A 26808-nucleotide genomic window follows, 5' to 3' on the forward strand; every position below is an offset into this window, starting at 1 on the left:
CGCGGCCCCGCCTCAGCGGGGCGCCCGGGCGAGGCAGGCGGGAGCCGGCGTCGGCACGGTGTCGACGAGCTCCTGCGGTACGCCCTCGGCGTCGAGCGCGACGATCGCGATCGAGTCGGAGCCCTGATCGGCGACGAGGGCGAATCGCTCGTCGTGCGTGAGCTCCAGGTCGCGGGGATGGATGCCGCCGGTCGTCACGCTGGCGACGTGCTCGAGCGTGCGCGCCGCACGGTCGAGCCGCAGCCCGGCGAGCGCGTCGGCGTCGCGGTCGCCGACGAGCACGACGCCGCCCCGCGTCAGCCGGATCGCGGAGACGCCGAGGCCACGGGGCGTCACTCCCTCGTCGACCGGGGACCAGCCGAGCTCCGCGCGCGCGTCGAGGTCGAGGACCGAGACCGTGCGGTCGAGCTCGTTCGCGACGAGGGCGAGCCGCCCGCTCACCACGAGGTGGCGCGGGCCGGCCCCGGCGTGCACGGCGATCTCGCCGGCCTCGAGCAGTTCGCCGCGCGCCTCGTCGAGCTCGAGCAGTCGGATGCGGTCGGCCCCGAGATCGGGTCCGAGTGCCGTCGTGCCGTCGAAGACGATCTGGTGCAGGTGCGAGGACTCCTGCCGCTGGGCGTCCGGCCCGCTGCCGGTGAACGCGGCGCGGGCGACCGCGGCGGCGGGCACGGATCCGCCGATCGGGTGGGAGGTGACCGAACCGCCGGAGTAGTTCGCGGCGAGCGCCCACGCCCCGTCGGGGCTGATCGCGAGGTGGCAGGGGTCGCCGTCGGCGGGGCCGAGCTCGGCGAGCGGGGCGAGTCCGCGCCCGTCGGCCTGCACCGACCACGCGGAGACGCCGCCGGGCGCGAGTTCGTGGGCGACGGCGAGGCGATCGCCGCGGAGCGTCAGGAACATGGGGTTGGCGCCGACCGCGATCGGCTCGTCGAGCTGCCAGCCGCCCTGCGCGTCGACCTCGAGGCGGCGGACGCCGCTCGCGGGGCTGCCGAGGCCGCCCGTCGTCGACGCGCCCACCCAGAAGACCGTCGGCTCGCCGCTCATGCTGCTCCATTCCGCGGCGGACCGCTGTCGGGGCGCTGCTGGCGCCGACCGCCAGGCTATCGCGAGCCGGTAGACTCGCTAGGCCGCCCCCGTAGCTCAGAGGATAGAGCGTCGGTTTCCTAAACCGTGCGTCGCAGGTTCGAGTCCTGTCGGGGGCACGGTTCGATTTCTCCGATCGGTCATTCCTGGTCCCACGGGAGCGCGACCAGCGGCAGGATGTAGATCCTGCCGAGCACGGCGACCGGGTGCTTCGTCATGTACTCGGCCGCTTCGTCGATCGAATCCGCAGTGATCACGTCGTAGCCGGCGAACCACTCCTTGAACTCCGGGAACGGGCCGTCGGTGATGAGCGTCCGGCCGTCGCGGACGGCGACGGACTTCGCCCGCTCGGGGCCGGCGACCGGGCCGCCCAGACTGAGCCGGTCGGCGTGCTCGCCCTCGGCCACCCAGCGCTCGAGCATCGCCTGGTCCTCGGACTGGGGCAGCTCGGTGCCGGTGGGGTCGGACATGTGGATGACGAGGTACTGGCTGCTCATGAGCGGTGTCCTTTCGGTGCTGCGAGTTGGTTTCGTCGGCGGATGAGGTGTCTGGTCTCGGCGGTGGTCCCGGCCAGCTCGATCGCGCGGTCGTAGGCCGCTCGGGCCTCGGCGGAGCGGCCGGTCGCGCGCAGCAGTTCCGCCCGGGTGGCGTGGAAGGCGTGGTGGCCGTCGAGCTGTTCGGCCAGCCGCTCGACGATCACGAGGGCGAGTTCGGGTGAGTCGTGCTCGGAGACCGCGATGGCCTTGTTGAGCGTGACGAGCGGATTCGGGTCGATCTCCTCGAGCCGGGAGTAGAGGCTCGCGATGCGCGCCCAGTCCGTGTCACGCGGATGCGGAGCGGTGACGTGGGCGGCGTTGATCTCGGCGAGCAGCCGATACCTGCCCGAGGGCTCGTCGGGCTCACTGGAGGCGAGCAATCGCAGGCCCTCGGCGATGAGCGCTCGGTCCCACGATCCGCGATCCTGCTCGTCGAGCCGCACCAGCTCACCGTCGGCCGAGACGCGGGCCGGAGCGCGGGCGTCCGTGAGCAGCATCACCGCGAGCAGCCCGGCGACCTCGGCATCGTCGGGCCGGAGCTCCTGAGCGAGCCGGGCGAGACGGATGGCCTCCGCGGTGAGCTCGCGCCGGATCACCGGCGTGTCCGGGCCGGAGGCGAGGTACCCCTCGTTGAAGACGAGGTACAGCACCGCGAGGACGGCGTCCAGGCGCTCGGGAAGATCCTCCGCCGCGGGAATGGCGAAGGGGATGCCGGCCGCCTTGATCTTCGCCTTCGCCCGGCTGATCCGCTGACCCATGGTCGTGTCCTGCACCAGGAACGCGTGGGCGATCTCGGCGACGGTGAGCCCGCCGACGACGCGCAGGGTCAGTGCGACGCGCGCGTCGAGCGAGAGCACCGGATGGCAGCAGATGAACAGCAGCCGGAGTCGATCGTCCTCGACGGCGCCGGTCGGGGCGGCGGGTTCCGGATCCTGCATGGCCACCGCCTCCCGGTGCTTCTCGTCCCGACGCGCCTCACGTCGCAGCCGGTCGATCGCCCTGCGGTTGGCCGTCGTGGTCACCCAGCCGGCGGGGTTCGGCGGGATGCCGTGCCTCGGCCACTGCTCGACGGCGATCGCGAACGCCTCCGCGGTCATCTCCTCGGCCAGGTCGAGGTCGTCGAACCGCCGCGCGAGTCCGGCGACGATCCGCGCCCACTCCTCGCGATGCGTGCGCGCGAGCACCGTCGCGACGTCCACTGGGGCGTCCCGAGCTTCGGGCATGGTCACCTCTTCTCGTTCCATCTGCTCCACGAACGGGCCGTTCAGTTTTCGACAGTCTTTCGGAAAAGACGTCGGAGCGCGGTGCGGCCGGCGGCCTTCGGCAGCGGGGCCTCGGCCGCCTCGGCGGCCCGGCGTTCGGCGGCGACGCGACGCCGTTCCGCCTCGACCGCGGCCCGCTGCAGCTCGGCCCGCTGGGAGGCGATCATCAACACCGGATCGATGTGCATGGAGGTGGCCCTTCCCGATCACGCCGGAATCGGTGCATCCCGGCTATCAAGACCACGAACGGGTGCGGCGCGGTTCGACATCGTCGGCCCTCGTCGCCAGGTGCTGGTGCCGCCGGCCGCGCCGGAGCATGATGGGTCGCATGGACCTGCCGGTGATGCCGCCCGTCGCGCCGATGCTCGCGAAGTCGGTCAAGGAGATCCCCGACGTCGGCCACGTGGAGCCGAAGTGGGACGGCTTCCGCACCATCGTCTTCCGCGACGGCGACGAGGTCGAGCTCGGCAGCCGCAACGAGAAGCCGATGACCCGGTACTTCCCCGAGCTCGTCGAGGCGCTCCGGCGGGAGCTGCCGGAGCGGTGCGTGCTCGACGGCGAGATCGTGCTGATGCGCGACGGCCGGCTCGACTTCGAGGCCCTGCAGCAGCGCATCCACCCCGCGGCGAGCCGCGTGCAGCTGCTGGCGGGGGAGACGCCCGCGTCGTTCGTCGCGTTCGACCTGCTCGCGATCGGCGACGAGGACCTCACCGGTGTCGCGTTCGGCGAGCGGCGGCGCCGGCTCGAGGAGGTGCTGGCCGGGGCATCCGATCCGGTGTTCCTCACCCCGGCGACGGCCGATCTCGACGAGGCCCGCGACTGGTTCGAGCGCTTCGAGGGGGCCGGCCTCGACGGCGTCGTCGCGAAGCCGCTCGACGGCGTGTACCAGCCCGACAAGCGCGCGATGTTCAAGATCAAGCACGAGCGCACGGCGGACTGCGTGGTGGCGGGCTACCGCTGGCACAAGAGCGGCGACGTCGTCGGCTCGCTGCTCCTCGGCCTGTACGGCGACGACGGGCGACTGCACCACGTCGGGGTCGTGGCGGCGTTCTCGATGGCGAGGCGCGCCGAGCTCGTCGCGGAGCTGGAACCGCTCGTCGAGACCGATCCGTCGCGGCATCCCTGGGGCGAGTGGGCCGACCAGGCCGCGCACGAGCAGACTCGGATGCCCGGCGCGGTGAGCCGATGGAGCGCCGGCAAGAACCTGTCGTTCGTGCCGCTGCGACCCGAGCGCGTCGTCGAGGTCGCGTACGACCACATGGAGGGCGAGCGGTTCCGGCACACGGCGCAGTTCCGCCGCTGGCGACCCGACCGCGACCCCGCGAGCTGCGACTACGGCCAGTTGGAGGCGCCGGGCGCGCTCGAGCTCGGCGAGATCCTGCCGCTCAGGAGCTGACCGCCCGGCTCAGAGCACGACGCCGATGCCGGCCGAGAGCGCGGTGTGGTGCTCGAACACGAGGTTCGTCTCGGTGAGCGCGACGGCGGGGTTCGCCGAGAGGTTCTTCAGCACGAACTGGCGCACGTGCGCGCTGTCGCGGACGCGCACGTGGATCAGGAAGTCCTCGGTGCCGCCGAGGAAGAACAGCTGCGCCACCTCGGGCTCGCGGCGGAGTTCGTCGGAGATCTGCTCCATGAGGTGACGGGCGCCGGGCCGGATGCGGACGCTGACGAGCGCCTGCAGGGTGAAGCCGAGCGCCACCGGGTCGATCTCGGCGGTGTAGCGCGTGATGACCCCCCGTTCGCGCAGCGAGCGCACGCGGGCGAGGCAGGTGGACGGCGAGATGCCGACCGCTCGGGCCAGGTCGACGTTCGGGATGCGGGCGTTCTCGTGCAGGCGGGCGATGATCGCCCGGTCGAGCTCGTCGAGCACGACGGGCCCCTGGTCGCGGATCTGCGGCGCATCGCTCATGATCGGCCTCGCAATCGTATGAATGCTCTTCTGATCGCGAGTCTATCGAATTCTGTGCGGAGGAGCTTTCGTTCCAGCGAATAAGCGGCGACCATTGAGCGTACCCACCCAACAGCATTCGGAGTCTGAAATGCACATCGGCGTGCCCGCTGAGATCAAAAACAACGAATTCCGCGTCGCCATCACCCCGGCCGGCGTCCACGCCTTCGCGCAGCGCGGCCACCGCGTCGATGTGCAGGCGGGGGCCGGTGTCGGTGCCGGCTACACCGACGAGGACTACCGCGAGGCCGGTGCCACGATCGTCGCGACGGCCGACGAGGCCTGGAGCGCCGAGCTCGTGCTCAAGGTCAAGGAGCCCATCGAGCCGGAGTACGGCTACCTCCGCAGCGACCTCACGCTGTTCACCTACCTCCACCTCGCGGCCGACCGCCCGCTCACCGACGCGATCCTCGCCTCGGGCGTCACGGCGATCGCCTACGAGACCGTGCAGCTCGCCGACCGCTCGCTGCCGCTGCTCACCCCCATGAGCGAGGTCGCCGGCCGACTCGCCCCGCAGGTGGGCGCCGCCTCGCTGCACGCCTCGAAGGGCGGCCGCGGCGTGCTGCTCGCGGGCGTCCCCGGCACGAGCCCCGCGAAGGTCGTCGTCATCGGCGGCGGCGTCGCCGGCGAGCAGGCCGCGGCGACCGCGCTCGGCCTCGGCGCCGACGTCACCGTCTTCGACATCTCGCTGCCGAAGCTGCGCGAGATCGACGCGCGCTACCAGGGGCGCATCAAGACCCTCGCCTCCTCGCCGTACGAGATCGCCCGCCAGGTGAAGGACGCCGACCTCGTCGTCGGCGCCGTGCTGATCCCGGGCGCCGCGGCGCCGAAGGTCGTCACCGACGAGATGGTCGCCACGATGAAGCCGGGCGCCGTGCTCGTCGACATCGCGATCGACCAGGGCGGCTGCTTCGAGGGCTCGCGCCCGACGACCCACGCCGACCCCACCTTCAAGGTGCACGACGCGATCTTCTACTGCGTCGCGAACATGCCCGGCGCGGTCCCCGCGACCTCGGCCCCCGCGCTCACGAACGCGACCCTGCCGTACGCGCTGAAGATCGCCGACCTCGGCTGGGAGGCCGCCCTCGACGCCGACCCGGCGCTCGCCAAGGGCCTCAACGCGACCGCGGGCAAGCTCACCAACGAGCCCGTCGCCGTCGCCCTCGGGATCGAGTACCAGGCGCGCTGAGCCGCGCCGCGCGACCTCGCCCCTCGCAGCCGATCGACCGCCTCGCGCGGTCGCGAGGGGTGACGGAACGTCGCGGCGGGCCGACTCCCAGCGCCCGTCGCGACCGGATGCCCCGACTGCACACGATGCGGTCGGGGCATCCGTCCGTTCAGGACTCGGTTCGCTCGCGGCTCAGTCGTCGCCGAGCACGACGGGCAGCCCGTGCTGATACCAGGCGAGGATGCCGCCCTCGACGTTCACCGCGTCGATGCCCTGCTGCTCCAGATACTGTACGGCCTGCGCACTGCGGCCGCCGACGTGGCACATGACGTAGACCGTGCGATCGCGCGGCACCTCGTCGAGGCGGGCGACGAGTTCGCCGAGCGGGATGTGGTGCGCGCCCTCGACCCGCGCCTGCGCGAGCTCTTCGTGCTCGCGCACATCGATCAGATAGGCGTCGGTCGCGGCGTGGACCTCGGCGGGGGAGCTGGACTGCATGGTGGGCCTCTCGACCTCCGTCACGATACCCGAGCCTCGACAAAGCGCGAGGTTCCGGGCGTCGCTGCGCCGAATCGGGGGAGGAGCGACATAAGGTGGCCCTGTGCAACGGCTGGAACGCGATCAAGGAGACGAGCAACTGCTCGCGCGCGAGACGGATGCCGCGGCCGACGAGCTCACCCCCGACCCCGTTCCCCACGAGGCCGGGCGGCCCACGAGCCTCAGCCTCGGTGATCCCGCCCTCGTCGCGGGCAATGTCGCCGAGCCCACCTGGCGGCGCTGGCAGGACGAACTGCGCGCCGCGGGCGGACGCTCGCCGCTCGTGCGCTTCGAGGACACGCCGCGCACCCGGATCGAGCTCTCGACGACGCACCCGGGAGGCCTGCCGCAGTTCATCACGGGCAAATCGACGCTGCTGTCGAGTCTGATCCGAGACGAACTCGCGCTGCGCAACGCGCGCCTCGCCGCCGCCGAGATCACCCAGAAGGGCATCGAACTGCGCTCGGTGCGCGGCATCGAGTCGGTGCACCTCGCCATCGGGCTCGCCTCGTGGCGGCACAACGGCCAGGAGTACACCGCGCCCGTGCTGCTGCGCCCGCTCGCGATCCGTCGGTACGGGCGGGACTTCGAGCTGAAGCTCAAGGGGCAGCCGTTCCTCAACCCCGCGCTCGCGCGCGAGCTGCACGAGCAGTTCAAGATCACGCTCGACGCCGACGCGTTCGTCGCGCTCGCGATCACCAACGGCGTGTTCAAGCCGCAGCCGGTCATCGACCGCCTGCGCGGCCTGACCTCGCACCTGCCGTGGTTCAGCGTCGCCCCGCGGCTCGTCGTCTCCTCCTTCGCCGAGGTCGGCCCGGCGCTCGCCGCCGACGCGGACGGCACCGCGCACCCGGTCGTCGACGCGATCGCCGGCAACAAGGCCGCCCGCGCCTCGCTCGCGGCGCTGCCGGAGCTGCCGCGCCCCGTCCCGCAGGACGAGCGGCCGCCGTCGACCGACGTGCTCCTGCTCGACGCCGACCAGGAGCAGGAGCAGGTCGTCGCGGCGGTCGCCGCCGGCGCCTCGATCGTCGTGAAGACGCTGCCGGGCACGGGCGGCACGCAGACCATCGTGAACGCGATCGGCGCGCTCGTCGCCGCCGACAAGCGCGTGCTCGTCGCCGGTGCGCGGAAGGCGAGCCTCGACGGCATCGCCCACCGCCTCGGCCAGGTCGGCCTCGGCGGCATGGCGGTCACGACCGCGGGCATCCGGCGCGAGCTCATCCAGTCGATCTCGCGGAACGAGCGCGCCGAGCGACCCCGGGTGAGCGATGTCGACGACGCGCTCGTCCGGTTGCGCAAGGTCCTGCTCGACTACCGTGCCGCGCTCACCAGGCGCGACCCGGAGTTCGGCGCCTCGGTGCTCGAAGCGCTCACGGCGCTCGCCGACCTCGCCGCGCTGCCGGCGGCACCCGACACGACGGCTCGACTCGACCACGCGGCGCTCGTCGCCCTGACGGGCGACCGCAGCCGGGCCGCGCAGGACCTCGCTCGCGCGGCCGCGCTCGGCGAGTTCCGCTACGGGCCCGGCGACTCGCCCTGGTACGGCGCCTCCTTCTCGAACTCCGAGGACGCCGAGCAGTCGCACGCGCTGGCGAAGCGGTTGAGCCGCAGCGAGGTGCCGCGGCTCCTCGAACGCGGACGGGCGCTCATCGCGCAGACCCGCCTGCGGCCGTTCGAGTCCGTGGCCGAGCTCGGGGTCTTCCTCCGGCTGCTCCTCGATGTCCGCGAGACGCTCGACAAGTTCCAGCCCTCGGTCTACGACCGGCCGCTCGGCGAGCTCATCGCCGCGACCGGTTCCCGGCGGGACTCGGAGGGGATGAGCGCCGCCAACCGTCGCAGGCTCCGGCGCCACGCCGGCGAGTTCCTGCGTCCCGGTGTGCACGTGTCGGACCTGAACGCGGCCCTCCGCGGCATCCAGCAGCAGCGCACGCTCTGGCAGCGGTACTCCGAGGCGGGCGCGATCCCCGCGGTGCCGGCCGGCATCGACGACGTCCACGTCGCCTACCGCACGGTGGCCGCCGATCTCTCCTCCCTCGACGGCCCGCTCGGCGTCGCGGGCACGCCGCGGCAGCTCGCGGCTCGCCCGATCCGCGAACTGCAGTCCACGCTCGCCGGGCTCGCCGAGGAGTCGGAGGTGCTGCTGAACCTGCAGGAGCGCACGGCGCTGCTCGGTCGCCTGCGCGACCTCGGGCTCGACCCGCTGCTGCTCGACCTGTCGAAGCGGCACGTCCCCGAGCTGCGGGTCGCGGCGGAGCTCGAGCTCGCCTGGTGGCAGTCGGTGCTCGAGACCATGCTGGCTCGCGAGAAGGCGCTGCTCGGTGCGAACACCTCGGTGCTCGACCGGCTGGAGGCCGACTTCCGCCTCGTCGACGAGGCGCACGCCGCCGCGGCGGGTCCGCTGACCGCGTGGCGCCTCGCCGAGAACTGGAAGGTCGCGCTCGTCGACCACGCCGACGAGGCCGAGCGGCTGAAGAAGCTGCTGCGCAGCGACCGGGTGCGGCCGCAGCTGCTCCAAGCGGAGGCGCCGACGCTGTTCCGCGTGCTGGCGCCGGTCTGGCTCGCCTCGCCGTACGAGGTGCCGGCCATCGACGACACGATCGGCTTCGACGCGGTCGTGCTGGTCGACGCCGGCGCGACGACGATCGCCGAGAACCTCGGGGCGATCCGTCGCGCGAAGCAGATCATCGCCTTCGGCGACCCGGTCACGCAGACGCCGACGCCATTCGAGACGGGCATCTTCGATCGGGACCAGCAGGGGCCGGCCGAGCACGGCGTGGATGCCGCGCACGCGGACTCCGCGCTGGCCCGGCTCGGCGAACTGCTGCCGACCATGACCCTGACGCGCAGTTACCGCGCCGGCGGCGAGGACCTCGCCGAGCTCGTGAACACCTGGTTCTACGGCGGCCGCATCGTCTCGATGCCGTGGGCGGGCAGCTTCCTCGGGCACGGCAGCCTCGGGCTGCACTACGTGCCGGGCAACGGCCTGCCCGACCCCGTGACCGGCACGGTCGAGTCGATCGACACCGAGGTCGCGAAGGTCGTGGAGCTCGTCATGGAGCACGCCGTGAAGCGGCCGCGCGAGTCGCTCATGGTGATCACCGCGAGCCAGCGGCACGCCTCCCGCGTGTACCAGGCGGTGCTCGCCGCGTTCGCGAAGCGCAGCGACCTCTCCGACTTCATCCTGAAGGACCGTGCCGAGCCGTTCACCGTGCTCACCCTCGAGCAGGCCGTCGCGCAGAGCCGCGACCGGGTGATCTTCTCCATCGGGTACGGCCGCACGCCGCACGGACGCCTCCTGTCGAACTTCGGGGCGCTCGGCGAGCCGGGCGGCGACCGGCTCCTCGCCGTCGGGATGACGCGCGCCCGGCGATCGATGGACATCGTGTCGGCGTTCCGACCCGAGCACATCGACGAGGACCGTCAGGCGCACGGCGTGCTCGCGCTCGCGAACGTGCTCGCCCAGACCGAGGAACGGCAGGCCGCCCCGGCCGAGTCCGGGACCGGCGACGCGATGCTCGCCGACCTCGGCGCCCGCCTCGAACGGCGCGGCATCCGGGTGAGCGTCGGTCACCGCGGCAGCCTCGCCCTCGCAGCGGCCCACGCCGGGAAGGCGGTGGTCGTCGAGACGGATGCCTCGCTCGACGGCATGAGCCTGCGCGAGTCGCTGCGACTCCGCCCCGAGGTGCTGCGCCGGCTCGGTTGGCACTACCTCCGCGTGCACAGCTTCGAGCTGTTCAGCAATCCGGATGCCGTGGCCGAGCGCGTCGCGACGCTGCTCGGCAAGCCGAGCCCGCGCCGCGCCGCCGCCCAGCGGTGACGGGCGCGGTCCGATGACCGGGGCGACGCCGACTCCCGAGTCGGAGCCGGATGGAGCACCAGGCGCCGAGGAGACGGGGTCCGCGGCGCCGGAGCGTCAGCGCGTCGTCCGAGCCCGGGGCGCCAGGCGGGCGAAGCTCACGCCGGCGCCCGGCAGCGACCCGTCGCCGGAGTCGCCGCTGGAGCGGGAACCGAGCCGCCCGGCCGGCCCCGACGACGAGCGGATCACGCGGGAGCGCCCGCCGCACTGGTGAGCGGCGAGGCATCCGACTGCACGAGAATGCCCGCTGCACCGAGGTGCAGCGGGCATTCGGCGTGTCAGGGGGAGGCCGTCAGCCGCTGTGGCGGCCGGAGCCGCCCGGCGCGGTCGAGCCGCCGTTCTGCGCGGCGAGCAGGTCGCGGATCTCGGCGAGCACGTCGAGCTCGGTCTCGGGCGTCTCGGGATCGGGCTGGCCCGCCTTGCGCTTCGCCTCGGCGCGCTCCTTGAAGTGGTTCATCGGCATCACGAAGACGAAGTACACGACGGCCGCGACGGCGAGGAAGGAGATGATGGCGCCGATGATGGCGCCGAAGGAGAACTTCGCGTCGCCGACCTGCCAGACGAGTGCGTTGTTCAGGCTGTCCGCCTGGAAGAGCAGGCCGAGCAGCGGGTTGATGAGGTTCTCGACGATCGAGTTCACGACGGCCGTGAACGCGGCACCGATGACGACTGCGACGGCGAGGTCGATGACGTTGCCGCGCATGATGAATTCTTTGAAGCCGTTGATCATGGCTCGCTCCCTCCGGGGTGGGCTGGTCGTCGCCACGATAACGCAGGCTCAGGCGGATGCCGCGGAGGTGCTCCCGCCGGTTCCTTGGCTGGTCGAACCGGACTTTGCGGGGCTGCTGCCGCTCGACGCGCCGCCCGACGTGCTCGAGCCTCCGCCGGTGGCGGACCCGGCCTTCGCCGAGCCCCCGCCGTCGCCGGAGCCCGAGCGAGAGTCCGTGCGGTAGAAGCCGGAGCCGTTGAACGTGACGCCGATGGTGTTGAAGAGCTTGCGCAGCTTGCCGCCGCAGACCTCGCAGACGGTCAGCGCGTCGTCGCTGAACGCCTGGTGGATGTCGAAGGCGTTCCCGCACTCGGTGCAGCGGTAGGAATACGTGGGCATGGGGATCTCCGGATGTTGCAGGGCGCCGACGCTCAGAAGGCGACGATGCGGGTGGGGGTGACGACGCCGTTCACGCCTTGGTCGTGGAGCTCGTGCGGCACGCGCTCGACGAACTCGCTGTCGAAGACGACGGCGTACACCGGAGGGCATTTTGCCATCGAGCCGAGGGTCTTGTCGAAATACCCGCGGCCCCAGCCGAGTCGCATGCCGCTCGCGTCGACGGCCGCGGCCGGGACGACGATGAGATCGACGTCGTTGATCGCCATCGGGCCGAGCAGCTCGCCGACCGCCTCGGGCGTGCCGTGCAGCCCGAGCTGCTCGGTGTCCTCCTCGCCGACGGTCCAGTCGAGCAGGCCGTCCTCGCGGGTGACGGGGAAGAGTACGCGGAGCCCCTGCGCCTCGGCCCAGTTCACGAACGGCCGGGTGTTCGGCTCGCTCGGCATGGACAGGTAGCAGGAGAGCGACTCGGCGTTCGTCCGGGCGACGAGTTCTTGAAGCCGGGAGGTGAATCCCTCGGTCGCGAGTTCGCGCTCGTGGTTGGAGCGGTTCTGGCGGCGCTCGCGGAGTTCGGCGCGGAGGATGCGCTTCTGGACGTCCGGATCGTCGGGCATGCTCTCATCCTAGACAGCGGAGGCCATCGGATAGGCTGTGCTGATGACCGAGCGCATTACGAAGGCCGTGATTCCGGCCGCCGGCCTGGGCACCCGCTTCCTGCCGGCGACGAAGGCGATGCCGAAGGAGATGCTCCCCGTCGTCGACAAGCCGGCGATCCAGTACGTCGTCGAGGAGGCGGTGCACGCCGGCCTGACCGACGTGCTGATGATCACGGGCCGCAACAAGAACGCGCTCGAGAACCACTTCGACCGGGTCGCCGAGCTCGAGGCGACGCTCGAGGCGAAGGGCGACACGGCGAAGCTCGAGAAGGTCAACGAGTCGACCGAGCTCGCAGACATGCATTACGTGCGGCAGGGCGACCCGCTCGGTCTCGGCCATGCGGTGCTCCGGGCGAGCATGCACGTCGGAGACGAGCCGTTCGCCGTGCTGCTCGGCGACGACATCATCGACGCTCGCGACGAGCTGCTCACCCGCATGCTCGCCGAGCAGGGCAAGCGCGACGCCTCGATCGTCGCGCTGCTCGAGGTCGACCCCGACAGCATCCACCTCTACGGGGCCGCGGAGGTCGAGCAGACCGACGACCCCGACGTCGTGCGCATCACCGGCCTCGTCGAGAAGCCCGCCAAGGAAGTCGCCCCGTCCAACTACGCGGTGATCGGCCGGTACGTGCTGCGCCCCGAGGTCTTCGAGGTGCTCGAGCGCACGGCGCCCGGCAAGGGCGGCGAGATCCAGCTCACCGACGCGCTCATGGAGATGGCCGGCGACGTCGAGGGCACGGGCGGCGTCTACGGGGTCGTGTTCCGCGGGCGCCGCTACGACACGGGCGACAAGCTCGACTACATCAAGGCCGTCGTGCAGCTCGCCGGCGACCGCGACGACCTCGGCCCCGAGCTCAAGACCTGGCTGCGCGGCTACGTCCAGGGCCTCGACGCCTGAGACCCGAGCGGCGACCGCCTGCGGCGCTGCTCGACCGCTACCCTCTGAGCATGGCTTCAGCCGCCCTTCCCACGCTCCGCGACGGCGAGCTCGTGCTCCGAGGCATCCGAGTGCGCGACGCGCGCGCGCTCGAACGCGTGCTCGTCGAGAATCGGGCGTGGCTGCGCCGCTGGGAGGCCACCTATCCCGGTGGCGGCTTCGCGATCGACGTGAAGAGCTCGATCCGGAATCTGCTCTCCCACGCGCGGTCCGGGCACGGCCTGCCGTTCGTGCTCGAGGTCGACGGTGAACTCGTCGGGCAATTGAACGTGTCGTCGATCTCCTACGGCTCGCTGTCCTCGGCGACGATCGGGTACTGGGTGGCGCAGAGCGCCGCCGGGCGCGGGCTCACGCCGGCCGCGGTCGCGCTCGCGACCGATTACTGCTTCCGCACGCTGCGCCTCCACCGGATGGAGATCTGCATCCGGCCGGAGAACGCGCCCTCGCTGCGCGTCGTCGAGAAGCTCGGCTTCCGCTACGAGGGGCTGCGCCGCAGGTACATCCACATCGACGGCGACTGGCGCGACCACTTCGCGTTCGGCCTCGTCGCAGAGGAGGTGCCGCGCGGCGTGCTCCAGCGGTGGCGCGACGGCCGCGTTCCACCCGGTGCCGCCGAGATCCACCCGGCCGATCGGGTGGCCGCGCTGCATCCGCTGCAGCTCGACGTCCGCTGAGCCCGCGAGGCGCCGGGGCCGTCGTGGCATCCCCTCGCTGACACACCCGCGAATCTCGCGGGACGTCGGGGCTCCGTGCCCTACCGTTGATGCATGGACGTGGTGGGCGGGGGCGTGCTGGTGGCGGTGGCCGCCGCGCTGTGGATCGTCTATCTGCTGCCGAACTGGTTCCGCCGGCGTCAGTACGAGGCGAGCGAGCGGCACGCGATCCGGCTGCAGCAGACCCTCCGGGTGCTGGCCGAGACCGCGGAGACCCCCGAGGCGGTCCGCCTCGAGGCCACGGCGCGTGAGGTCGTCGCCCAGCGGCGCATTCTCGCGGCGCAGCAGGAGGCGGCCGCCCATCAGGCCGAAGCCGCACGTCTCGCCGCCGAGGCCGAGGCCCAGATCGCGCTGGTCGAGCGCCGCGCGGCCGAGGAGGCCGTCGCCGCCGCTCGCGAACGCGCCACCCGCCTCGCGGCCGCGCAGGCGATGCCGGCGATCTCGCAGGCGACAGGAGCCGTGGCCGCGCCGCCCGTCGCGAGCGGCGCCGCGCGCGTCGCGCGCCGCCGGGGTCGTGCGTTCTGCTCCTCGGTCGTGCTCGTCGCGACCCTCGTCGTCCTCCTCGGCCTCGCCCTGGCGTGGCCCCTCGTCGCCCTACTCCTGGCTGCCGTCGCCGGTGCCGGAGCCACGGCCGGACTCGTGCGTCTGGCTCGGCCTGCCGCCCCGGTCGCGGTGTCGACGGCGCAGTCCGTCGCGCCGATTCCCGCGGCGCCCGCGTTCGAGCCGATCGAGCTGCAGACCGCGCCGCCGCGCTCAGTGGAGTGGACGCCGCAGCCGCTGCCGCGTCCGCTGCACCTGTCGCGGGGCACGATCGCCGCGACCGCCATGGCCTCCGTCGAGGCGGCGGCGAAGCTGCAGCGCGCCGCGGCCGACGAGGCGATCGCGGCGAAGGCGGAGCGGATGGCCCCCAAGGTCCCCGTGCTGCGGCCGGCGGCCGAGACGGCTCGGCCCGCGGCATCCGCCACCGCTCGCACCGCTGCACCGGCCCGCGCGGAGTCCGCGCCGAACCCGTATGCCGCGATGGGCATCGTCGGCAGCGCGGAGCCCGGCTTCAACGACCTCGACACCGTCCTCCGACGTCGTCGCGCGGTCTGATCGCTCCGGACGACGCGCAGTGGTGGTGGTCACCACCACGCTGTCGGAGGTGATAGGCTCGTTCACGGCTCGGGCCCATGGCGCAGTTGGTAGCGCGTCTCGTTCGCAATGAGAAGGTCGGGGGTTCGAATCCCCCTGGGTCCACCACAAGCATGAAGGCTCGAACCCCGGTCGATGGAAACATCGGCCGGGGTTCGAGCCTTTTCCGTTCGGGCGGGAGCGCGGTCGGCAGCGCCGAGCGCCGTCAGCTCGCGTCCGGGCGCCGCACCAGGTACTTCGCGGGCTCCGGGAGGTCGACGAAGCCGTACTGCCGGTACAGCCCGTGGGCGTCGGAAGTGGCGAGCAGCGTGCGGGGGACGCCGAGCGCGTCGAGATCGGCGGCGACGCCGGCCATGAGCAGCTTGCCGAGTCCGGCGCCGCGCGCATCCGGGTCGACGAAGACGTCGCACAGCCAGGCGAAGGTGGCCCCGTCGGTGACGACCCGCGCGTAAGCGAGCTGCGCGCCGGTCTCCTCGTCGTAGACGCCGTAGTTGCGGGAGGCGTCGATCGCGGCGTCCTGCGTCGCGCGGCTGCGCCCCTCCGCCCAATACGCGAGCGTGCTGAGCCAACGGTGCACGAGGGCGCGGTCGAGGCGGTCTGCGGAGCTCGAGAACACGTACGGGGCCATTCGACCAGCGTAGGGTGGGGGCTCCGCCGTTTCGCCGAACCGAGGAGTCCAGGGTGCCCACGCCGCAGCAGATCGTCGACTTCACCGAGCCGCCGGCGCCCGAGGGGCGGTCCCCGTTCGTCCGGCCTCAGCGCGTCGCGCCGGTCGAGGTCGTCGCGTACGACGAGCGCTGGCCGGCGATCGCGGCGGAGCTCGACACGCGCATCCGCGAGGCCCTCGGCACCAGGGTGCTGCAGCTCGAGCACGTCGGCTCCACCTCGGTGCCGGGGTTGCCCGCGAAGCCCGTCATCGACCTCGACCTCACCGTCGCCGACCCCGAGCGCGAGGAAGCGTGGCTGCCGCAGCTCGAGGCCGCCGGGTTCGAGCTCACGGTGCGGGAGCCCTGGTGGCACGGCCACCGCTGCCTCTCCCTCGACTCGCCGCGCGCGAACCTGCACGTCTTCGGGCCGACGGGCCCCGAGCAGTACAAGCACCGGATCTTCCGTGACTGGCTGCGGACCGACGCCGCGGATCGGTCCCGCTATGCCGAGGTGAAGTCCAGCGCGGCGCTGGCCGCGACGGAGGCGGGGGAGACGATCATGCAGTACAACGCCCGCAAGGCCGCGGTGATCCAGGAGATCTACGGGCGCGCGTTCCGGGCAGCCGGCCTGCTCGACTGAGTCGTCAGCTCGCGCTCGCGAGCGCCGCGTCGAGCAGTATCGCGAGGCTGCGATGGGCCGCCGCGCGGGCCGCGGAATCGCCCGGATGCCCCGCGAGCCACAGCGCCGCGTCGTTCATCGCCCCCGAGAGCATCGCGGTGAGCGGCTCGAGGAGCGCGCCGGTGACGCCGGCGGCGGCGAGCGCCTCGCGCAGGTGCACGACGGAGTGCTCGGCGTCGAGCTGGCGCCACTCGGCCCAGCCGATCACGGCGGGGGCGTCGACGAGGAGCGTCCGGACCGCCGAGGCATCCGTCACCGCGTCGAGGAACGCGATGCAGCCCGCGCGCAGCTGCGCCGAGGCATCCGCTCCCGCCTGATCGGCGGCCGCGACGACCGCCGAGGCGACCCGTTCCTGCAGGTGCGCGACCACCGCGGCGAAGAGTCCGCGCTTGCTCCCGTAGTGGTGGTAGACGGCGCCGCGGGTGACGCCCGCGGCAGCGGCGACGTCTTCGAGGGCGACCGCGGCGAAGCCCGATTCGGCGAACAGCGCGGTTGCGGTGTCGAGGATCGAGCGGGCTGTGCGGGCGGCGTCTTCGGCGGAGGCGCGAGGCATGGACTTCCTTTACGTACAGGATGTATGTAAAACTAGAGATCAAACATTCTCAGTGTACGTAAAGGAGTCCACGATGACCGTCACCAGTTGCTATCCGGTACTGATGAGCGACGACGTCGCCGCCACGGCCCGCTTCTACCGTGAGGAGCTCGGCTTCCAGGCGACGTTCGAGAGCGATTGGTACGTGAGCCTCCGACTCGGCGAGTGGGAGCTCGCGGTGCTCGACCGCGGGCACGACACCATCCCCGCGGGCTACGGCGCGGCCGCTGCCGGGGTGCTGCTGAACCTCGAGGTCGACGACGTGGACGCCGTGCACGCCCGGCTCGTGGGGGAGCGGGGCCTCGAGCCGGTGCTCGCCCTGCGGGACGAGGCCTTCGGGCAGCGGCACTTCATCGTCGCCGCGCCGGACGGCGTGCTGCTCGACGTCATCCAGCCGATCCCGCCGAGCGCTGAGTTCCTCGCCGCCTACGCCGCGGGCGCCCCCGAGGGGTGAATCGCTCGCCCCGCGCTCAACCAGCCTGCTGTTCGCGGCGCACCATCTCGCCGATCCAGATCGGAGCGAAGGGCGAGGTGCAGTTCGGCGGCGTGGGGTAGTCCTTCAGCACCTCGAGGCGCTCGCCGATGTCGAGCGCCCGCGCCCGGAGTTCGGGGCGGCGGATGCCGATCGTGGCGAGGCAGGTGTTCATCTCCCACTGCAGGCGGTCCGGGGCGTCCTTCATCTCCGCCTCGATCGTGTCGAGGAGGGCGGGGAGGTCGAGCACCTCGGGCCGCTTCGCCACCGCGTCGGAGGTGAGTGCCCAGCCGGCGCTCGCCACGATCGGGTCGGGGTCGGCGAGCCACGCCTTCCGCAGCTCCTCGGCGTGCGGCCCCTTCTTGACGACGTAGTTCACGAGCCAGTCGTGCACCTTCGGAGCCCGGGCCTCCCGCAGCATCTCGTCGAGCTCGGCCGGGGTGAACGCGCGCGGCTTCGAGATCAGGATGGCGACGAGGCGGGCGGCAGTGTCGTCGGTGGCCCAGAGCCGGAGTGCGAGCTCCTGGTCGGACTTCAGGCGCTTCGCGACGCCGCGGAGCTTCGTCAGGTTCACGCCGTGGTCGTCGCCGTGGCGGGCGTTCACCTCGCGCATGCGCGGATCCTCGAGCTCGGCGAGTTCGGCGAGCACCTCGTCGACGGTGGAATCGGACATCGGAGCCCTCCGTTCGTTCGCGACCAGCCTAGGCGCGGGAGGTGCGGCTGCATCCTGCACCAATGCCGAACGCCCGCCGTTTCGGGCGGGCGTTCGGTGGTGCTGGCGGAGGATGGGGGATTCGAACCCCCGAGGGCTTTCACCCAACACGCTTTCCAAGCGTGCGCCATAGGCCACTAGGCGAATCCTCCAAAGACCCCTCACGCACCCGCCAGAGCCCGGTTACCCTTGCTGCGTTTCCGCCCTGGGGGAGTTGGCCTGGATGGCGCCACGTGAGGAGCCTCGGACAGTCTACCCGAGCGAACGGCTCCGGATGAACGCGGGCTATCAGCCTCGCGCAATAGGCTGGGTTCGTGGCGCACAGCATCTACATCTGCTCCGCCGAGGGGAACACGGGCAAGTCGACCGTCGCGCTCGGGACCCTCGACACACTCATCCACCGGGCGACCCGGGTCGGCGTGTTCCGTCCGGTCGCGCGTTCGACCGCGGAACGCGACTACGTGCTCGAGCTGCTGCTCGGCCACGACGGGGTCGTCGACCTCGCCTACGAGGACGCGATCGGCGTCGGCTACGACGACGTCCACGCCGACCCCGACGGCGCGCTCGCGACGATCGTGCAGCGGTTCAAGGCGGTCGAGGCGCGCTGCGACACCGTCGTCATCCTCGGCTCCGACTACACCGACGTGGCGAGCCCGACCGAGCTCGCCTTCAACGCCCGAATCGCCGCGAACCTCGGCGCGCCGGTGCTGCTCGTGCTCGGCGGCCGCGCGGGGCTCCAGGGCGCCGACCGCATCGGGCACGCCGATCACGCGGTCGGCGACGAGGCGCGCACCGCGCCCGAGCTCGCGCAGCTCGCCGAGCTCGCGGTCGAGGAGCTCGAGCGGGAGCACGCGAGCCTCCTCGGCATCGTCGTGAACCGCGCCGACCCGGCCGAGCTCGACGCGATCGTCGCCGAGGTGCGCACCGCCGTGCAGCGCGGCCCCGGCCGGCACGGCCGGCCCGCGGCATCCGTCGTCGGCGAGGCGCCGACCGCGGTCTGGGCGATCCCCGAGGACCGCTACCTCGTCGCCCCCTCGATGCGCACCGTGATGGAGGCGGTCGGCGGCGAGCTCTACGTCGGCGACCCCGACCTGCTCGACCGCGAAGCGCTCGGCGTCGTCATCGCCGCGATGTCGATGGAGAACGTGCTCAACTGGCTCACCGAGGGCGCGGTCGTGATCGTGCCCGGCGACCGCAGCGAGGTGCTGCTCGGCGTGCTCACCGCGCACTCGAGCCAGGCCTTCCCGTCGATCTCCGGCATCGTGCTGAACGGCGGCTTCCCGCTCCCCGAGCAGGTGGAGCGGCTCGTGCAGGGGCTGAAGGCCGGCCTGCCGATCATCCGCACGCCGATGTCGAGTTACGAGACGGCCCTCGCGATCACGCGCACGCGCGGACGGCTCGCCGCCGAGTCCCAGCGCAAGCGCGACACCGCGCTCGCCCTCTTCGAGAAGCACATCGACGCCGAGGCGCTGCTCGAACTCCTCGACGTCGCCCGCACCGACGTCGTCACCCCGCTGATGTTCGAGTACGGCCTGCTCGAGCGAGCGCGTCGCGTGAAGAAGCACATCGTGCTCCCGGAAGGCTACGACGACCGCATCCTCCGCGCCGCGGCGACCCTGCTCGCGCGCGAGGTCGCGGAGCTCACGATCCTCGGCGAGGAGATCGAGATCCGCTCGCGGGCGATCGGCCTCGGCCTCGATATCTCGCGAGCGACGGTGCTGTCGAACCACGACTTCGTGTACGTCACCCGCTTCGCGGAGGAGTACCAGCGTCGCCGCGCGCACAAGGGCGTCACGCTCGAGCAGGCGCGGGAGCGGGTACAGGACGTCTCCTACTTCGGCACGATGATGGTGGAGCTCGGCATGGCCGACGGCATGGTGTCCGGCGCCGCGCACACCACGGCGCACACCATTCGGCCGTCCTTCGAGATCGTGAAGACCCGGCCGAACGTCGATATCGTGTCGAGCGTGTTCCTGATGGCGCTCGCCGATCGGGTGCTCGTCTACGGGGACTGCGCCATCGTGCCCGATCCGACGGCGGCCCAGCTCGCCGACATCGCCATCTCCTCGGCCCGCACGGCCGAGCAGTTCGGGATCGAACCGCGCGTGGCGATGCTCTCCTACTCGACGGGCGGCTCGGGCGAGGGCGCCGACGTCGACAAGGTGCGCAAGGCGACCGAGCTCGTGCGGCTCCGGGAGCCCGCGCTCGCCGTGGAGGGCCCCATCCAGTACGACGCCGCCGTGGATGCGGCGGTCGCTCGCACGAAGCTGCCCGAGTCGGAGGTCGCCGGGCGGGCGACGGTCTTCGTGTTCCCCGACCTCAACACGGGCAACAACACGTACAAGGCGGTGCAGCGCTCGGCGGGGGCCGTCGCGATCGGCCCCGTGCTGCAGGGGCTCAACAAGCCGGTCAACGACCTCTCCCGCGGCGCCACGGTGCAGGACATCGTGAACACCGTGGCGATCACGGCGATCCAGGCGGCCGAGGGTGGCGTGCGATGAGCGTCGTGCTCGTCTGCAACTCCGGCTCGTCCTCCTTCAAGTACCAGCTCATCGACGTCGCGCGCTCGGAGACCCTCGCGAGCGGCATCGTGGAGCGCATCGGCGCCGGCGTCGGGCACGCCCAGCACCGGCACGAGGGACCGGAGAACACGAGCCACGGCTCGAACTGGGACGGCGCGTTCGAGGTGCCGGACCACTTCGCCGCCTTCGAGGTGATGCTCGAGGGCTTCGCGGCGCACGGGCCGTCGCTTGAGGAGTTCCCGCCGGTCGCGATCGGGCACCGGGTGGTGCAGGGCGGGGCGCGCTTCTTCGAGCCGACCGTCATCACCGAGCTCGTGAAGATCAACATCGACGAGCTGTCCTCGCTCGCGCCGCTGCACAACCCGGCGAACCTCGCGGGCATCGAGGCGGCGCAGCGCGCCTTCCCGGACGTGCCGCACGTCGCGGTGTTCGACACCGCGTTCCACCAGACCATGCCGCCGGCCGCCTACAGCTATGCGATCGACCGCGAGGTGGCGGCGAAGCACCGCATCCGCCGCTACGGCTTCCACGGCACCTCGCACCGTTTCGTCTCGCGGGCGACCGCCGAGTTCCTCGGCCGGCCGCTCGAGGAGCTGCGCACGATCGTGCTGCACCTCGGCAACGGCGCCTCGGCCTGCGCCGTCTCGGGCGGGCGCTCGGTCGAGACGAGCATGGGGATGACGCCGCTGGAGGGGCTCGTCATGGGCACGCGCTCGGGCGACCTCGATCCGGCGGTGCTGCTGCACCTGCAGCGACGCGCCGGCTACTCGGTGGCCGAGGTCGACGAGCTGCTGAACCAGCGCAGCGGGGTCCTGGGGCTCGGCGGGCACGCCGACATGCGCGATCTCGTCGCGGCCGCGGATGGCGGCGACCAGGCGGCGGCCCTCGCGCTCGAGGTGTATGCGCACCGGGTCCGTTCCTACGTCGGGGCGTATGCGGCCCAGCTCGGCCGGGTCGACGCGATCGTGTTCACCGCCGGGGTCGGCGAGAACGCGGCGCTCGTGCGGGAATGGTGCCTCGCCGGGCTCGAGGGCTTCGGCGTCGTCGTCGATCCCGACCGCAACCGGGCGGTCGAGCGCGGGGCGCGGCGGATCTCGGGCGACGACTCCCGCGTCGAGGTGCTCGTCGTTCCGACGAACGAGGAGCTCGAGATCGCCAGGCAGGCGGCCGAGGTCGTCGGCGGCACGATCGGCTGAACGCGAGACGCTCCGGACGGACCCCGGGGCGCCGCTGCGCCCTCGCATCGAAAATTACACAAGAACCATTGCACAACACTTCTTGTGGAACTAGGCTGCCGCTATGACCGACGAGACCGAGCGCCGCGAGCCGAGTCGCATCGAACTGCACGACCTCGGCCGGATGCGGGCGCTCGCGAACCCCGCGCGCATGCAGCTGCTCGGGCTGCTGCGGCTCGACGGCCCCGCGACCGTGGGGGTGCTGGCCGAGCGCCTCGGCGAGGCGCCGGGCTCGGTGAGCTACCACTTGCAGACGCTCGCCAAGCACGGCTTCGTCCAGGAGGCGCCGGAACTCGCCCGCGACCGCCGGGAGCGGTGGTGGCGCGCCGCCCACGACTACACCAGCTGGAATCCGCTCGCGTTCCGCGACGACCCGGCGACGCGGACCGGGCTCGACGAGTTCCGTCGCCAGGTGCTCGACGGCTATCACCGGGAGCTCCTCGACGCGCTCGCGGCCGAACCCGCCCTCGACACCGACTGGGTCGAGGCATCCGAGTCGGCCGACGCCGCCGCGCACCTCACCGCGCCGGAGCTCGCCGAGCTCTCGGCGGAGCTCGCCGCCGTGCGCGACCGCTGGTTCCGCCGCGGCCGCGAGCGCCGGGACGGCACTCGGGCCGTGCGCATCATCACGCACACCTTCGTGCGGAGCGAGCCGTGAGCGGCTCGGACCCGGCCGCGCTCGACGCGGTGGTCGGCGCACCCTCGCCGCGGCGGCGCGCGCCGCTCTTCGCGACCTTCGCGGCGGCGCTCTTCTCGCTCGGCGGCAACGCGATCGCGCTCGTCGCGATCCCGATCATCGCGCTCCAGCAGACCGGCTCGCCGCTCGCGGCCGGCGTCGTCGGCGTCTTCGCCACGGTACCGCTCGTCATCGGCGGCGCGTTCGGCGGCGTCCTCGTCGACCGCTTCGGCTACCGCGCGTCGAGCATCGTCGCCGACCTCGCGAGCGCCGTCACCGTGCTGGCCCTGCCGATCCTCCACGCGACGGTCGGCCTCGAGTTCGGGGTGATGCTGGCGCTCGTCTTCCTCGGAGGCCTGCTCGACCCGCCCGGCGACACCGCGAAGACCGCGCTCACCCCCGACCTCGCAGCGCTCGCGAGGATGCCGATCGCGCGGGCCGCGGGCATCCAGTCCGCCGTCCAGCGCACGGCCACGATGCTCGGCGCCGCCACCGCCGGTGCGCTCATCGCGTTCCTCGGGCCGATGCCGGCCCTGCTCGTCGACGCCGCCGGGTTCGTGATCTCGGCCGCACTCGTGCTGCTGTTCGTGCCGCGGGGGCTGCGAGCGGCCTCGGCGGGCGCGGGCTCCGGCTCGGTGGGCCGAGCGGGGGAGTCGGAGCCGGCTGCCGACGACGACGGCGCCGGCAGCCGCGGATTCGTGGCCGGTCTGCGCTTCGTCGCGCGGTCGCCGCTCCTGCGCGCGATCGTGCTGCTCGTGACGTTGACGAACGCGATCGACGCGGCCGGGATGATGGTGCTGAAGCCGCTCTACGCCACGGAGGTGCTCGGCGATCCGGCGCTGCTCGGCTTCATGGTGGGCTGCTTCGCGGGCGGCGCGCTCCTCGGCTCGACGGTGTTCGCGGCGGTCGGCCACCGCTGGTCGGGGCGGGTGCTGTTCGCCGCGTGCTTCATGCTCGCCGGCACCGTGCCCTACGCCGCGATGGCGCTCGGGGCGCCCGCGCCGGTGCTGCTGCCCGTGCTCGCCGTCTCGGGCTTCGCCGCGGGCGCGATCAACCCGATGATCGCGACGGCGATGTACGGCCTGATCCCCGACGGCATGCGGGCGCGCGTCTTCGGCGTCACGACCGCCGGCGTCACCGCGACGATGCCGCTCGGCGCGTTCCTCGGCGGACTCGCCGCAGAGCAGCTCGGCGTCGTCGGCACGATGGCGGGCTGCGCCGCGCTCTACCTCGTGCTCGCGTCGAGCCCGCTGTACCTGCGGGCGTTCGGCGGGCTGCGCGCCGCGAACGCCCGAGCGGCGGCGAGCGACGCCTGAGCCCTCACGTGACCGTGCACGTGCCCGTGCCGATCAGCGCGGGCAGGCTCGCCGTGACGAGCCGCTGCGCGGAGGTCCAGCCGGAGCGCTGCATCGAGACCGCGAGGTAGCCGGTGCCGCCCAGGGCGGCGTTCAGCAGCCCGCCCGTGTACGTCGTCGTGTACGAGCCGCCGCTGGGACCGGTCGTGGTGAGCGCGCTGCCGAGCAGCACCACCTCGAGCAGCAACGGGTTCGTTCCGGCCTTGTAGACCGCCTCGCCGACGGCATAGCCGGCGGGCAACTGCCAGGTGATCGAGATTCGCGCGGAGCCGAGCACGTTCGATGCCGTGCAGGCGGTCGCGAGCGCCGTCGGTGCCGGGATCGTCGCCGCCGAGATGGTGCCGAGGCCGGCCTCGGCGTCGCTCCAGGCGGCCTCGGTCGGCCGAACGGGGAGCGTCAGCAGGCCGAGCGCGACCACGGCGGCGAGTCCCACCGCTGCGTGGGCCCGCGCGGGTCCGCGCCGGGTCACGACGGCCGCCTTCGGCGTCGACGCGCCTGCGCGCCGAGGAGACTGAGCGCCGCCCCGAGGGCGAGGAGGCCCGCCGCGAGCAGCAGCCGAAGCTCGGGCGCGGCGCCGCTCGCCGCCAGCCCGGTGCGCGGGCTCGTCGCTCGGGGCTCGCCGTCGCTCCCGGTGTCGAGGAGCTCGCCGAAGCCGTCCGCCTGCACCCGCCACTCGGCGCGTGTCCCGGGGACGGCGTCCTGCTCCGGCATCCGCACGTCGAAGCGAAGCCAGCCGCCCGGATGGCCGGGGACTTCGCCCAGGACGAGGTCGCTGATCGAGGCGTCGAGCCGCTGTTCGGGCACGAGCTCGTGGCCGGACGCGCAGCTGCCGGCGACGGGGGCGCCATCGCAGGCGACGACGCGCAAGAGGATCGGGGTCGGCTCCGGCACCGCGACGTCGAGCCGGAGCTCGATCGTGCCGGGCGCCCGAGCGATCGTGGAGGCGCCGAGCAGGAGCGTCGCCGACTGCCCGGGGCCGAGCCGCGCGAGGGCGAGCGGATCGCCGACGATCGCGAGCCTGAGGAACTCGCCCTGCACCACCCGTTCCACGGGCGCCGCGTGCGCGGGTGCCGCGCCGAGCGCCGCGGTGGCCGCGACGGCGAGTGCGGCGACGGCGCCGAGGGCCCCGGTCCGTGCACGCGGGGCGGATGGCTGCGGCTCGGCATCGGAGTCGCGCCGTCGCTCGCGCCGCCGCGGCGGGCGCGGCGATCGAGGCGCTCGGGGGCCGCGCGGCCAGAACGCCCAGAGCACGAGCGCCGTCAGTCCGAGCGTGAGCCCGCCGAGCACGACCGGCTGCTGGAGCGCGGTGATGATGCCCGCGACGCCCGGCACCGACCACAGCACGATCCGCACGGTGGCGACGTCGTACGGCGAGGGGTCGTCGACGGGATTCGCGTCGCCCCGCAGCGTGAGCGCCCGGCGCTCGCCGTCGCCGCTCGGCGAGGCCTCGATGCCGACGACGCGGTGCGTGACGGGCAGCCGTCCGTCGCGCTCGACGGTGACGACGTCGCCGAGCCGCACCTCGGCGGCCGGGAGCTCGCGGACGAGCGCGGCCGAACCGGCCGGGATGGTCGGGCTCATCGAGCCCGTCGCGAAGAGCATGATGGTGACGTTGAACGCGAGCGCGGCGACGACGAGGGCGATGCAGACCGCCCCCGCCGCGGCGAGCAGGAACAGCACCGCATCGCCCGCCGCGCGCCCGACCCGCGCGGCGCTCACGTCGTCTCCGTCATTCCTGCCCCCGTCCCCCGTCGAGGTCTGCGATTCACTGGTTCGAGCTGGTCGTGACCGTCCACTTGAGCGTGCCGCTCTGCCCCTGGATCGTGCTCGGTGCGGTCGGTTTCATCCGCACCTGGAAGCAGAACCGCACGACGTTGCCCGCGGCCTTGGTGATCGCCGCGGACTTCCCGGCCGGCACGGCCGCCGTCGTGTCGGTGAACACGGCGTCGGTGTAGATCGACGAGTCGCTGCACGCCGTGCCGGTGCCGGCGAGCACCGCGACCTTGTAGTCGAGCTGGGCGGTGAGCGTGCCCGCGCCGCCGGGGGCGATCGCGGACAGCGCGGCCTGGCCGTCGACGGTCGTCGCGGCCGTCGTGCGAACGTCGAGTCCCGCCGTCGCCGTCGCGGACGGCGAGAGGCCGGCGACGGCGAAGGTCAGCGTCGCGGGTGCGGCATCGCTCGTCTGGGCGTACGTCGCCGACGCGGTGTCCTTCGCCTCGGAGACGAAGACGCTCGCGCTGAAACTCCCGGTGCCCACCTCGGCGTCGTTCCACGCGGCCAGGGTCGCGGTGGCGCCGACGCCGAGCACGAGCCCGGAGGCGAGGATGGCGAGGAGCCGACGGCGGGCGACGCCGTGCGGCCCCCGCCAGCTGCGGTGCCGCGGCACGATCGCGGCCTACGAGATCGGGGCCGCTGAGGTGCCGAGGAACTCCCACGTGATCGAGCCCGTCTGCGACTGGCCGAGCGCGCTGCCCGCGGTGACCGCGATGCAGTAGTTGCGCTGCTCGGTCAGCGAGGCGAGCGTGCCGATCGCGGCGGGCGTCGTCAGCGTGGGCGGGGTCGCGTTCGGCACGACCGAGGTGCCGGCGGCGAACGCCGTGGCGTCGCAGCCGGTGCCCGTGCCGACGTCGACGACGCCGTAGCTGACGTTCGGCGCGATGGTTCCCGTGCCGCTCGAGGTGAGCGTGAGGTCGGCGCCGTAGTTCGACCCCGTGCCGAGCTTCAGCGAGAACAGGTGATACACCGTCGCGTTCGGCGTCAAGCGGTCGGCTCCGACGGCGAAGGTGAGCGCTGCGCCGGGCGCGGTCTGGTGCTCGCTGAACGCGGTCCCGTCGGGACTTCCGACGAGCGAGAACGCCCCGGATCCGAAGGTGCCGCTCGCGAACTCCCGATCCGTCCAGGCGGCGAGCCGTTCACCGGCCTGCCCCGTCGCCGAGGCCGGGGAGACGCTCGCCGTGGGTCGGCCGGCGCGGGCGGTGGCCGCGGC

Annotated in this window: 28 protein-coding genes, 3 tRNA genes and 1 other RNA gene; 14 read left to right on the plus strand and 18 right to left on the minus strand. The window is 72.7% G+C overall.

Annotated elements, in window-relative coordinates; translation table 11 throughout:
- Positions 1–12 precede the first annotated feature (12 nt).
- On the minus strand, positions 13–1041 hold the full coding sequence (locus IEY71_RS03415; RefSeq protein WP_189083880.1) for a lactonase family protein: 1029 nt from the start codon (positions 1039–1041) through the stop codon (positions 13–15).
- An 85-nt stretch (positions 1042–1126) separates the two neighbouring features.
- Here IEY71_RS03415 and IEY71_RS03420 point away from each other — a divergent pair.
- Positions 1127–1199 (plus strand) — tRNA-Arg (locus tag IEY71_RS03420).
- Positions 1200–1220: 21 nt separating this feature from the next.
- Here IEY71_RS03420 and IEY71_RS03425 read toward each other — a convergent pair.
- The 3 genes from IEY71_RS03425 to IEY71_RS03435 are packed head-to-tail and all read right to left on the minus strand — an operon-like array spanning position 1221 to position 3066.
- The gene (locus IEY71_RS03425) at positions 1221–1577 is read right to left on the minus strand and encodes a YciI family protein (protein ID WP_189083881.1); all 357 of its coding nucleotides are present in this window, start codon (positions 1575–1577) and stop codon (positions 1221–1223) included.
- Positions 1574–2839 (minus strand): RNA polymerase sigma factor, encoded by a 1266-nt coding sequence (locus IEY71_RS03430; protein ID WP_189083882.1) that lies wholly within the window; start codon positions 2837–2839, stop codon positions 1574–1576. Before IEY71_RS03430 ends, IEY71_RS03425 begins: the two co-directional genes overlap by 4 nt.
- A 41-nt stretch (positions 2840–2880) precedes the next feature.
- On the minus strand, positions 2881–3066 hold the full coding sequence (locus IEY71_RS03435) for a hypothetical protein (protein ID WP_189083883.1): 186 nt from the start codon (positions 3064–3066) through the stop codon (positions 2881–2883).
- A gap of 140 nt (positions 3067–3206) precedes the next feature.
- On the opposite strand from IEY71_RS03435, the gene IEY71_RS03440 reads away from it, so the two are divergent.
- A complete protein-coding gene (locus IEY71_RS03440; protein ID WP_189083884.1) occupies positions 3207–4274 on the plus strand; it encodes an ATP-dependent DNA ligase in 1068 nt (355 codons plus the stop codon).
- A 9-nt stretch (positions 4275–4283) separates the two neighbouring features.
- Here IEY71_RS03440 and IEY71_RS03445 read toward each other — a convergent pair whose 3' ends face one another.
- Entirely contained in the window at positions 4284–4787 is a 504-nt protein-coding gene (locus tag IEY71_RS03445; protein ID WP_189083885.1) for an Lrp/AsnC family transcriptional regulator, read from the minus strand.
- A 130-nt stretch (positions 4788–4917) separates the two neighbouring features.
- On the opposite strand from IEY71_RS03445, the gene ald reads away from it, so the two are divergent.
- On the plus strand, positions 4918–6015 hold the full coding sequence (gene ald / locus IEY71_RS03450; RefSeq protein ID WP_189083886.1) for an alanine dehydrogenase: 1098 nt from the start codon (positions 4918–4920) through the stop codon (positions 6013–6015).
- Between the two features lie 171 nt (positions 6016–6186).
- Here the strand turns inward: ald and IEY71_RS03455 are convergent, their stop codons facing one another.
- Positions 6187–6492, minus strand: a complete 306-nt coding sequence (locus IEY71_RS03455; RefSeq protein WP_189083887.1) for a rhodanese-like domain-containing protein — start codon at positions 6490–6492, stop codon at positions 6187–6189.
- A 103-nt stretch (positions 6493–6595) separates the two neighbouring features.
- On the opposite strand from IEY71_RS03455, the gene IEY71_RS03460 reads away from it, so the two are divergent.
- Positions 6596–10348 carry an AAA family ATPase gene (locus IEY71_RS03460; protein ID WP_189083888.1) on the plus strand — a complete coding sequence of 1251 codons (3753 nt, stop codon included), beginning with the start codon at positions 6596–6598 and terminating at the stop codon, positions 10346–10348.
- 331 nt (positions 10349–10679) lie between these two features.
- On the opposite strand, the gene mscL is transcribed toward IEY71_RS03460, so the two are convergent.
- Genes mscL through IEY71_RS03475 form a run of 3 tightly spaced genes read right to left on the minus strand, consistent with a single transcriptional unit; the run spans position 10680 to position 12106 of the window.
- Positions 10680–11117: a large conductance mechanosensitive channel protein MscL gene (gene mscL, locus IEY71_RS03465; RefSeq protein WP_189083889.1), complete on the minus strand. Its 438-nt coding sequence runs from the start codon at positions 11115–11117 to the stop codon at positions 10680–10682.
- 48 nt (positions 11118–11165) lie between these two features.
- Entirely contained in the window at positions 11166–11495 is a 330-nt protein-coding gene (locus IEY71_RS03470; RefSeq protein WP_189083890.1) for an FmdB family zinc ribbon protein, read from the minus strand.
- A gap of 32 nt (positions 11496–11527) precedes the next feature.
- Complete coding sequence (locus tag IEY71_RS03475; RefSeq protein WP_189083891.1) at positions 11528–12106, minus strand: 5-formyltetrahydrofolate cyclo-ligase; 579 nt, start codon at positions 12104–12106, stop codon at positions 11528–11530.
- Positions 12107–12149: 43 nt separating this feature from the next.
- Here IEY71_RS03475 and galU point away from each other — a divergent pair, with 43 nt between their 5' ends.
- The 4 genes from galU to IEY71_RS03495 all read left to right on the plus strand — a co-directional run bounded on the left by galU (position 12150) and on the right by IEY71_RS03495 (position 15040).
- Complete coding sequence (gene galU / locus IEY71_RS03480; RefSeq protein ID WP_189083892.1) at positions 12150–13046, plus strand: UTP--glucose-1-phosphate uridylyltransferase GalU; 897 nt, start codon at positions 12150–12152, stop codon at positions 13044–13046.
- Positions 13047–13096: 50 nt separating this feature from the next.
- The gene (locus IEY71_RS03485; protein ID WP_189083893.1) at positions 13097–13759 is read left to right on the plus strand and encodes a GNAT family N-acetyltransferase; all 663 of its coding nucleotides are present in this window, start codon (positions 13097–13099) and stop codon (positions 13757–13759) included.
- A gap of 93 nt (positions 13760–13852) precedes the next feature.
- Entirely contained in the window at positions 13853–14893 is a 1041-nt protein-coding gene (locus IEY71_RS03490) for a hypothetical protein (RefSeq protein WP_189083894.1), read from the plus strand.
- 71 nt (positions 14894–14964) lie between these two features.
- Positions 14965–15040 (plus strand) — tRNA-Ala (locus tag IEY71_RS03495).
- Positions 15041–15137: 97 nt separating this feature from the next.
- On the opposite strand, the gene IEY71_RS03500 is transcribed toward IEY71_RS03495, so the two are convergent.
- Positions 15138–15560, minus strand: coding sequence for a GNAT family N-acetyltransferase (locus tag IEY71_RS03500; RefSeq protein ID WP_189083895.1), 423 nt, complete (start codon positions 15558–15560; stop codon positions 15138–15140).
- A 53-nt stretch (positions 15561–15613) separates the two neighbouring features.
- Between IEY71_RS03500 and IEY71_RS03505 the strand changes: the two genes are divergently transcribed.
- On the plus strand, positions 15614–16219 hold the full coding sequence (locus IEY71_RS03505; RefSeq protein WP_189083896.1) for a GrpB family protein: 606 nt from the start codon (positions 15614–15616) through the stop codon (positions 16217–16219).
- 4 nt (positions 16220–16223) lie between these two features.
- Here the strand turns inward: IEY71_RS03505 and IEY71_RS03510 are convergent, their stop codons facing one another.
- Positions 16224–16811, minus strand: a complete 588-nt coding sequence (locus IEY71_RS03510; RefSeq protein ID WP_189083897.1) for a TetR/AcrR family transcriptional regulator — start codon at positions 16809–16811, stop codon at positions 16224–16226.
- 73 nt (positions 16812–16884) lie between these two features.
- Between IEY71_RS03510 and IEY71_RS03515 the strand changes: the two genes are divergently transcribed.
- Entirely contained in the window at positions 16885–17304 is a 420-nt protein-coding gene (locus tag IEY71_RS03515; RefSeq protein WP_189083898.1) for a VOC family protein, read from the plus strand.
- Between the two features lie 16 nt (positions 17305–17320).
- Here the strand turns inward: IEY71_RS03515 and IEY71_RS03520 are convergent, their stop codons facing one another.
- The 3 genes from IEY71_RS03520 to ffs all read right to left on the minus strand — a co-directional run bounded on the left by IEY71_RS03520 (position 17321) and on the right by ffs (position 18280).
- The gene (locus tag IEY71_RS03520) at positions 17321–17995 is read right to left on the minus strand and encodes a DNA alkylation repair protein (protein WP_189083899.1); all 675 of its coding nucleotides are present in this window, start codon (positions 17993–17995) and stop codon (positions 17321–17323) included.
- 103 nt (positions 17996–18098) lie between these two features.
- A tRNA-Ser gene (locus IEY71_RS03525) sits at positions 18099–18186 on the minus strand.
- An RNA gene (gene ffs / locus IEY71_RS03530) (signal recognition particle sRNA small type) lies at positions 18184–18280 on the minus strand. Before ffs ends, IEY71_RS03525 begins: the two co-directional genes overlap by 3 nt.
- A gap of 68 nt (positions 18281–18348) precedes the next feature.
- Between ffs and pta the strand changes: the two genes are divergently transcribed.
- From pta to IEY71_RS03550, 4 genes are all read left to right on the plus strand, one after another.
- Positions 18349–20535: a phosphate acetyltransferase gene (gene pta / locus IEY71_RS03535; protein ID WP_189083900.1), complete on the plus strand. Its 2187-nt coding sequence runs from the start codon at positions 18349–18351 to the stop codon at positions 20533–20535.
- Positions 20532–21752, plus strand: a complete 1221-nt coding sequence (locus IEY71_RS03540) for an acetate/propionate family kinase (RefSeq protein WP_189083901.1) — start codon at positions 20532–20534, stop codon at positions 21750–21752. The genes pta and IEY71_RS03540 overlap by 4 nt, the downstream gene beginning before the upstream one ends.
- Positions 21753–21855: 103 nt before the next feature.
- Entirely contained in the window at positions 21856–22449 is a 594-nt protein-coding gene (locus tag IEY71_RS03545) for an ArsR/SmtB family transcription factor (protein ID WP_229781506.1), read from the plus strand.
- A complete protein-coding gene (locus IEY71_RS03550) occupies positions 22446–23783 on the plus strand; it encodes an MFS transporter (protein ID WP_229781507.1) in 1338 nt (445 codons plus the stop codon). The genes IEY71_RS03545 and IEY71_RS03550 overlap by 4 nt, the downstream gene beginning before the upstream one ends.
- A gap of 4 nt (positions 23784–23787) precedes the next feature.
- Here the strand turns inward: IEY71_RS03550 and IEY71_RS03555 are convergent, their stop codons facing one another.
- The 4 genes from IEY71_RS03555 to IEY71_RS03570 form a co-directional block, all read right to left on the minus strand.
- On the minus strand, positions 23788–24291 hold the full coding sequence (locus tag IEY71_RS03555) for a hypothetical protein (RefSeq protein ID WP_189083902.1): 504 nt from the start codon (positions 24289–24291) through the stop codon (positions 23788–23790).
- On the minus strand, positions 24288–25541 hold the full coding sequence (locus tag IEY71_RS03560; RefSeq protein ID WP_189083903.1) for a S24/S26 family peptidase: 1254 nt from the start codon (positions 25539–25541) through the stop codon (positions 24288–24290). The genes IEY71_RS03555 and IEY71_RS03560 overlap by 4 nt, the downstream gene beginning before the upstream one ends.
- Before the next feature lie 46 nt (positions 25542–25587).
- On the minus strand, positions 25588–26208 hold the full coding sequence (locus IEY71_RS18295) for a SipW-dependent-type signal peptide-containing protein (RefSeq protein ID WP_229781508.1): 621 nt from the start codon (positions 26206–26208) through the stop codon (positions 25588–25590).
- A 9-nt stretch (positions 26209–26217) separates the two neighbouring features.
- Positions 26218–26808 (minus strand): hypothetical protein (locus tag IEY71_RS03570; RefSeq protein ID WP_189083904.1); only part of this gene is annotated, 591 nt, incomplete at its 5' end.

Source organism: Agromyces mediolanus, assembly GCF_014648575.1.
Taxonomy (GTDB): Bacteria; Actinomycetota; Actinomycetes; order Actinomycetales; family Microbacteriaceae; genus Agromyces; species Agromyces mediolanus.

Excerpts from the sequence above, each read along its gene's own strand:
- IEY71_RS03545 (WP_229781506.1), top strand. The coding sequence starts at position 21,856 with ATGACCGACGAGACCGAGCGCCGCGAGCCGAGTCGCATCGAACTGCAC.
- IEY71_RS03490 (WP_189083894.1), top strand. The coding sequence starts at position 13,853 with ATGGACGTGGTGGGCGGGGGCGTGCTGGTGGCGGTGGCCGCCGCGCTG.
- IEY71_RS03510 (WP_189083897.1), bottom strand. The coding sequence starts at position 16,811 with ATGCCTCGCGCCTCCGCCGAAGACGCCGCCCGCACAGCCCGCTCGATC.
- IEY71_RS03455 (WP_189083887.1), bottom strand. The coding sequence starts at position 6,492 with ATGCAGTCCAGCTCCCCCGCCGAGGTCCACGCCGCGACCGACGCCTAT.
- galU (WP_189083892.1), top strand. The coding sequence starts at position 12,150 with ATGACCGAGCGCATTACGAAGGCCGTGATTCCGGCCGCCGGCCTGGGC.
- IEY71_RS03520 (WP_189083899.1), bottom strand. The coding sequence starts at position 17,995 with ATGTCCGATTCCACCGTCGACGAGGTGCTCGCCGAACTCGCCGAGCTC.
- IEY71_RS03440 (WP_189083884.1), top strand. The coding sequence starts at position 3,207 with ATGGACCTGCCGGTGATGCCGCCCGTCGCGCCGATGCTCGCGAAGTCG.
- IEY71_RS03435 (WP_189083883.1), bottom strand. The coding sequence starts at position 3,066 with ATGCACATCGATCCGGTGTTGATGATCGCCTCCCAGCGGGCCGAGCTG.
- IEY71_RS03540 (WP_189083901.1), top strand. The coding sequence starts at position 20,532 with ATGAGCGTCGTGCTCGTCTGCAACTCCGGCTCGTCCTCCTTCAAGTAC.
- IEY71_RS03445 (WP_189083885.1), bottom strand. The coding sequence starts at position 4,787 with ATGAGCGATGCGCCGCAGATCCGCGACCAGGGGCCCGTCGTGCTCGAC.
- IEY71_RS03470 (WP_189083890.1), bottom strand. The coding sequence starts at position 11,495 with ATGCCCACGTATTCCTACCGCTGCACCGAGTGCGGGAACGCCTTCGAC.
- mscL (WP_189083889.1), bottom strand. The coding sequence starts at position 11,117 with ATGATCAACGGCTTCAAAGAATTCATCATGCGCGGCAACGTCATCGAC.
- IEY71_RS03515 (WP_189083898.1), top strand. The coding sequence starts at position 16,885 with ATGACCGTCACCAGTTGCTATCCGGTACTGATGAGCGACGACGTCGCC.
- IEY71_RS03415 (WP_189083880.1), bottom strand. The coding sequence starts at position 1,041 with ATGAGCGGCGAGCCGACGGTCTTCTGGGTGGGCGCGTCGACGACGGGC.
- IEY71_RS03430 (WP_189083882.1), bottom strand. The coding sequence starts at position 2,839 with ATGCCCGAAGCTCGGGACGCCCCAGTGGACGTCGCGACGGTGCTCGCG.
- IEY71_RS03475 (WP_189083891.1), bottom strand. The coding sequence starts at position 12,106 with ATGCCCGACGATCCGGACGTCCAGAAGCGCATCCTCCGCGCCGAACTC.
- IEY71_RS03425 (WP_189083881.1), bottom strand. The coding sequence starts at position 1,577 with ATGAGCAGCCAGTACCTCGTCATCCACATGTCCGACCCCACCGGCACC.
- ald (WP_189083886.1), top strand. The coding sequence starts at position 4,918 with ATGCACATCGGCGTGCCCGCTGAGATCAAAAACAACGAATTCCGCGTC.
- IEY71_RS03485 (WP_189083893.1), top strand. The coding sequence starts at position 13,097 with ATGGCTTCAGCCGCCCTTCCCACGCTCCGCGACGGCGAGCTCGTGCTC.
- IEY71_RS03500 (WP_189083895.1), bottom strand. The coding sequence starts at position 15,560 with ATGGCCCCGTACGTGTTCTCGAGCTCCGCAGACCGCCTCGACCGCGCC.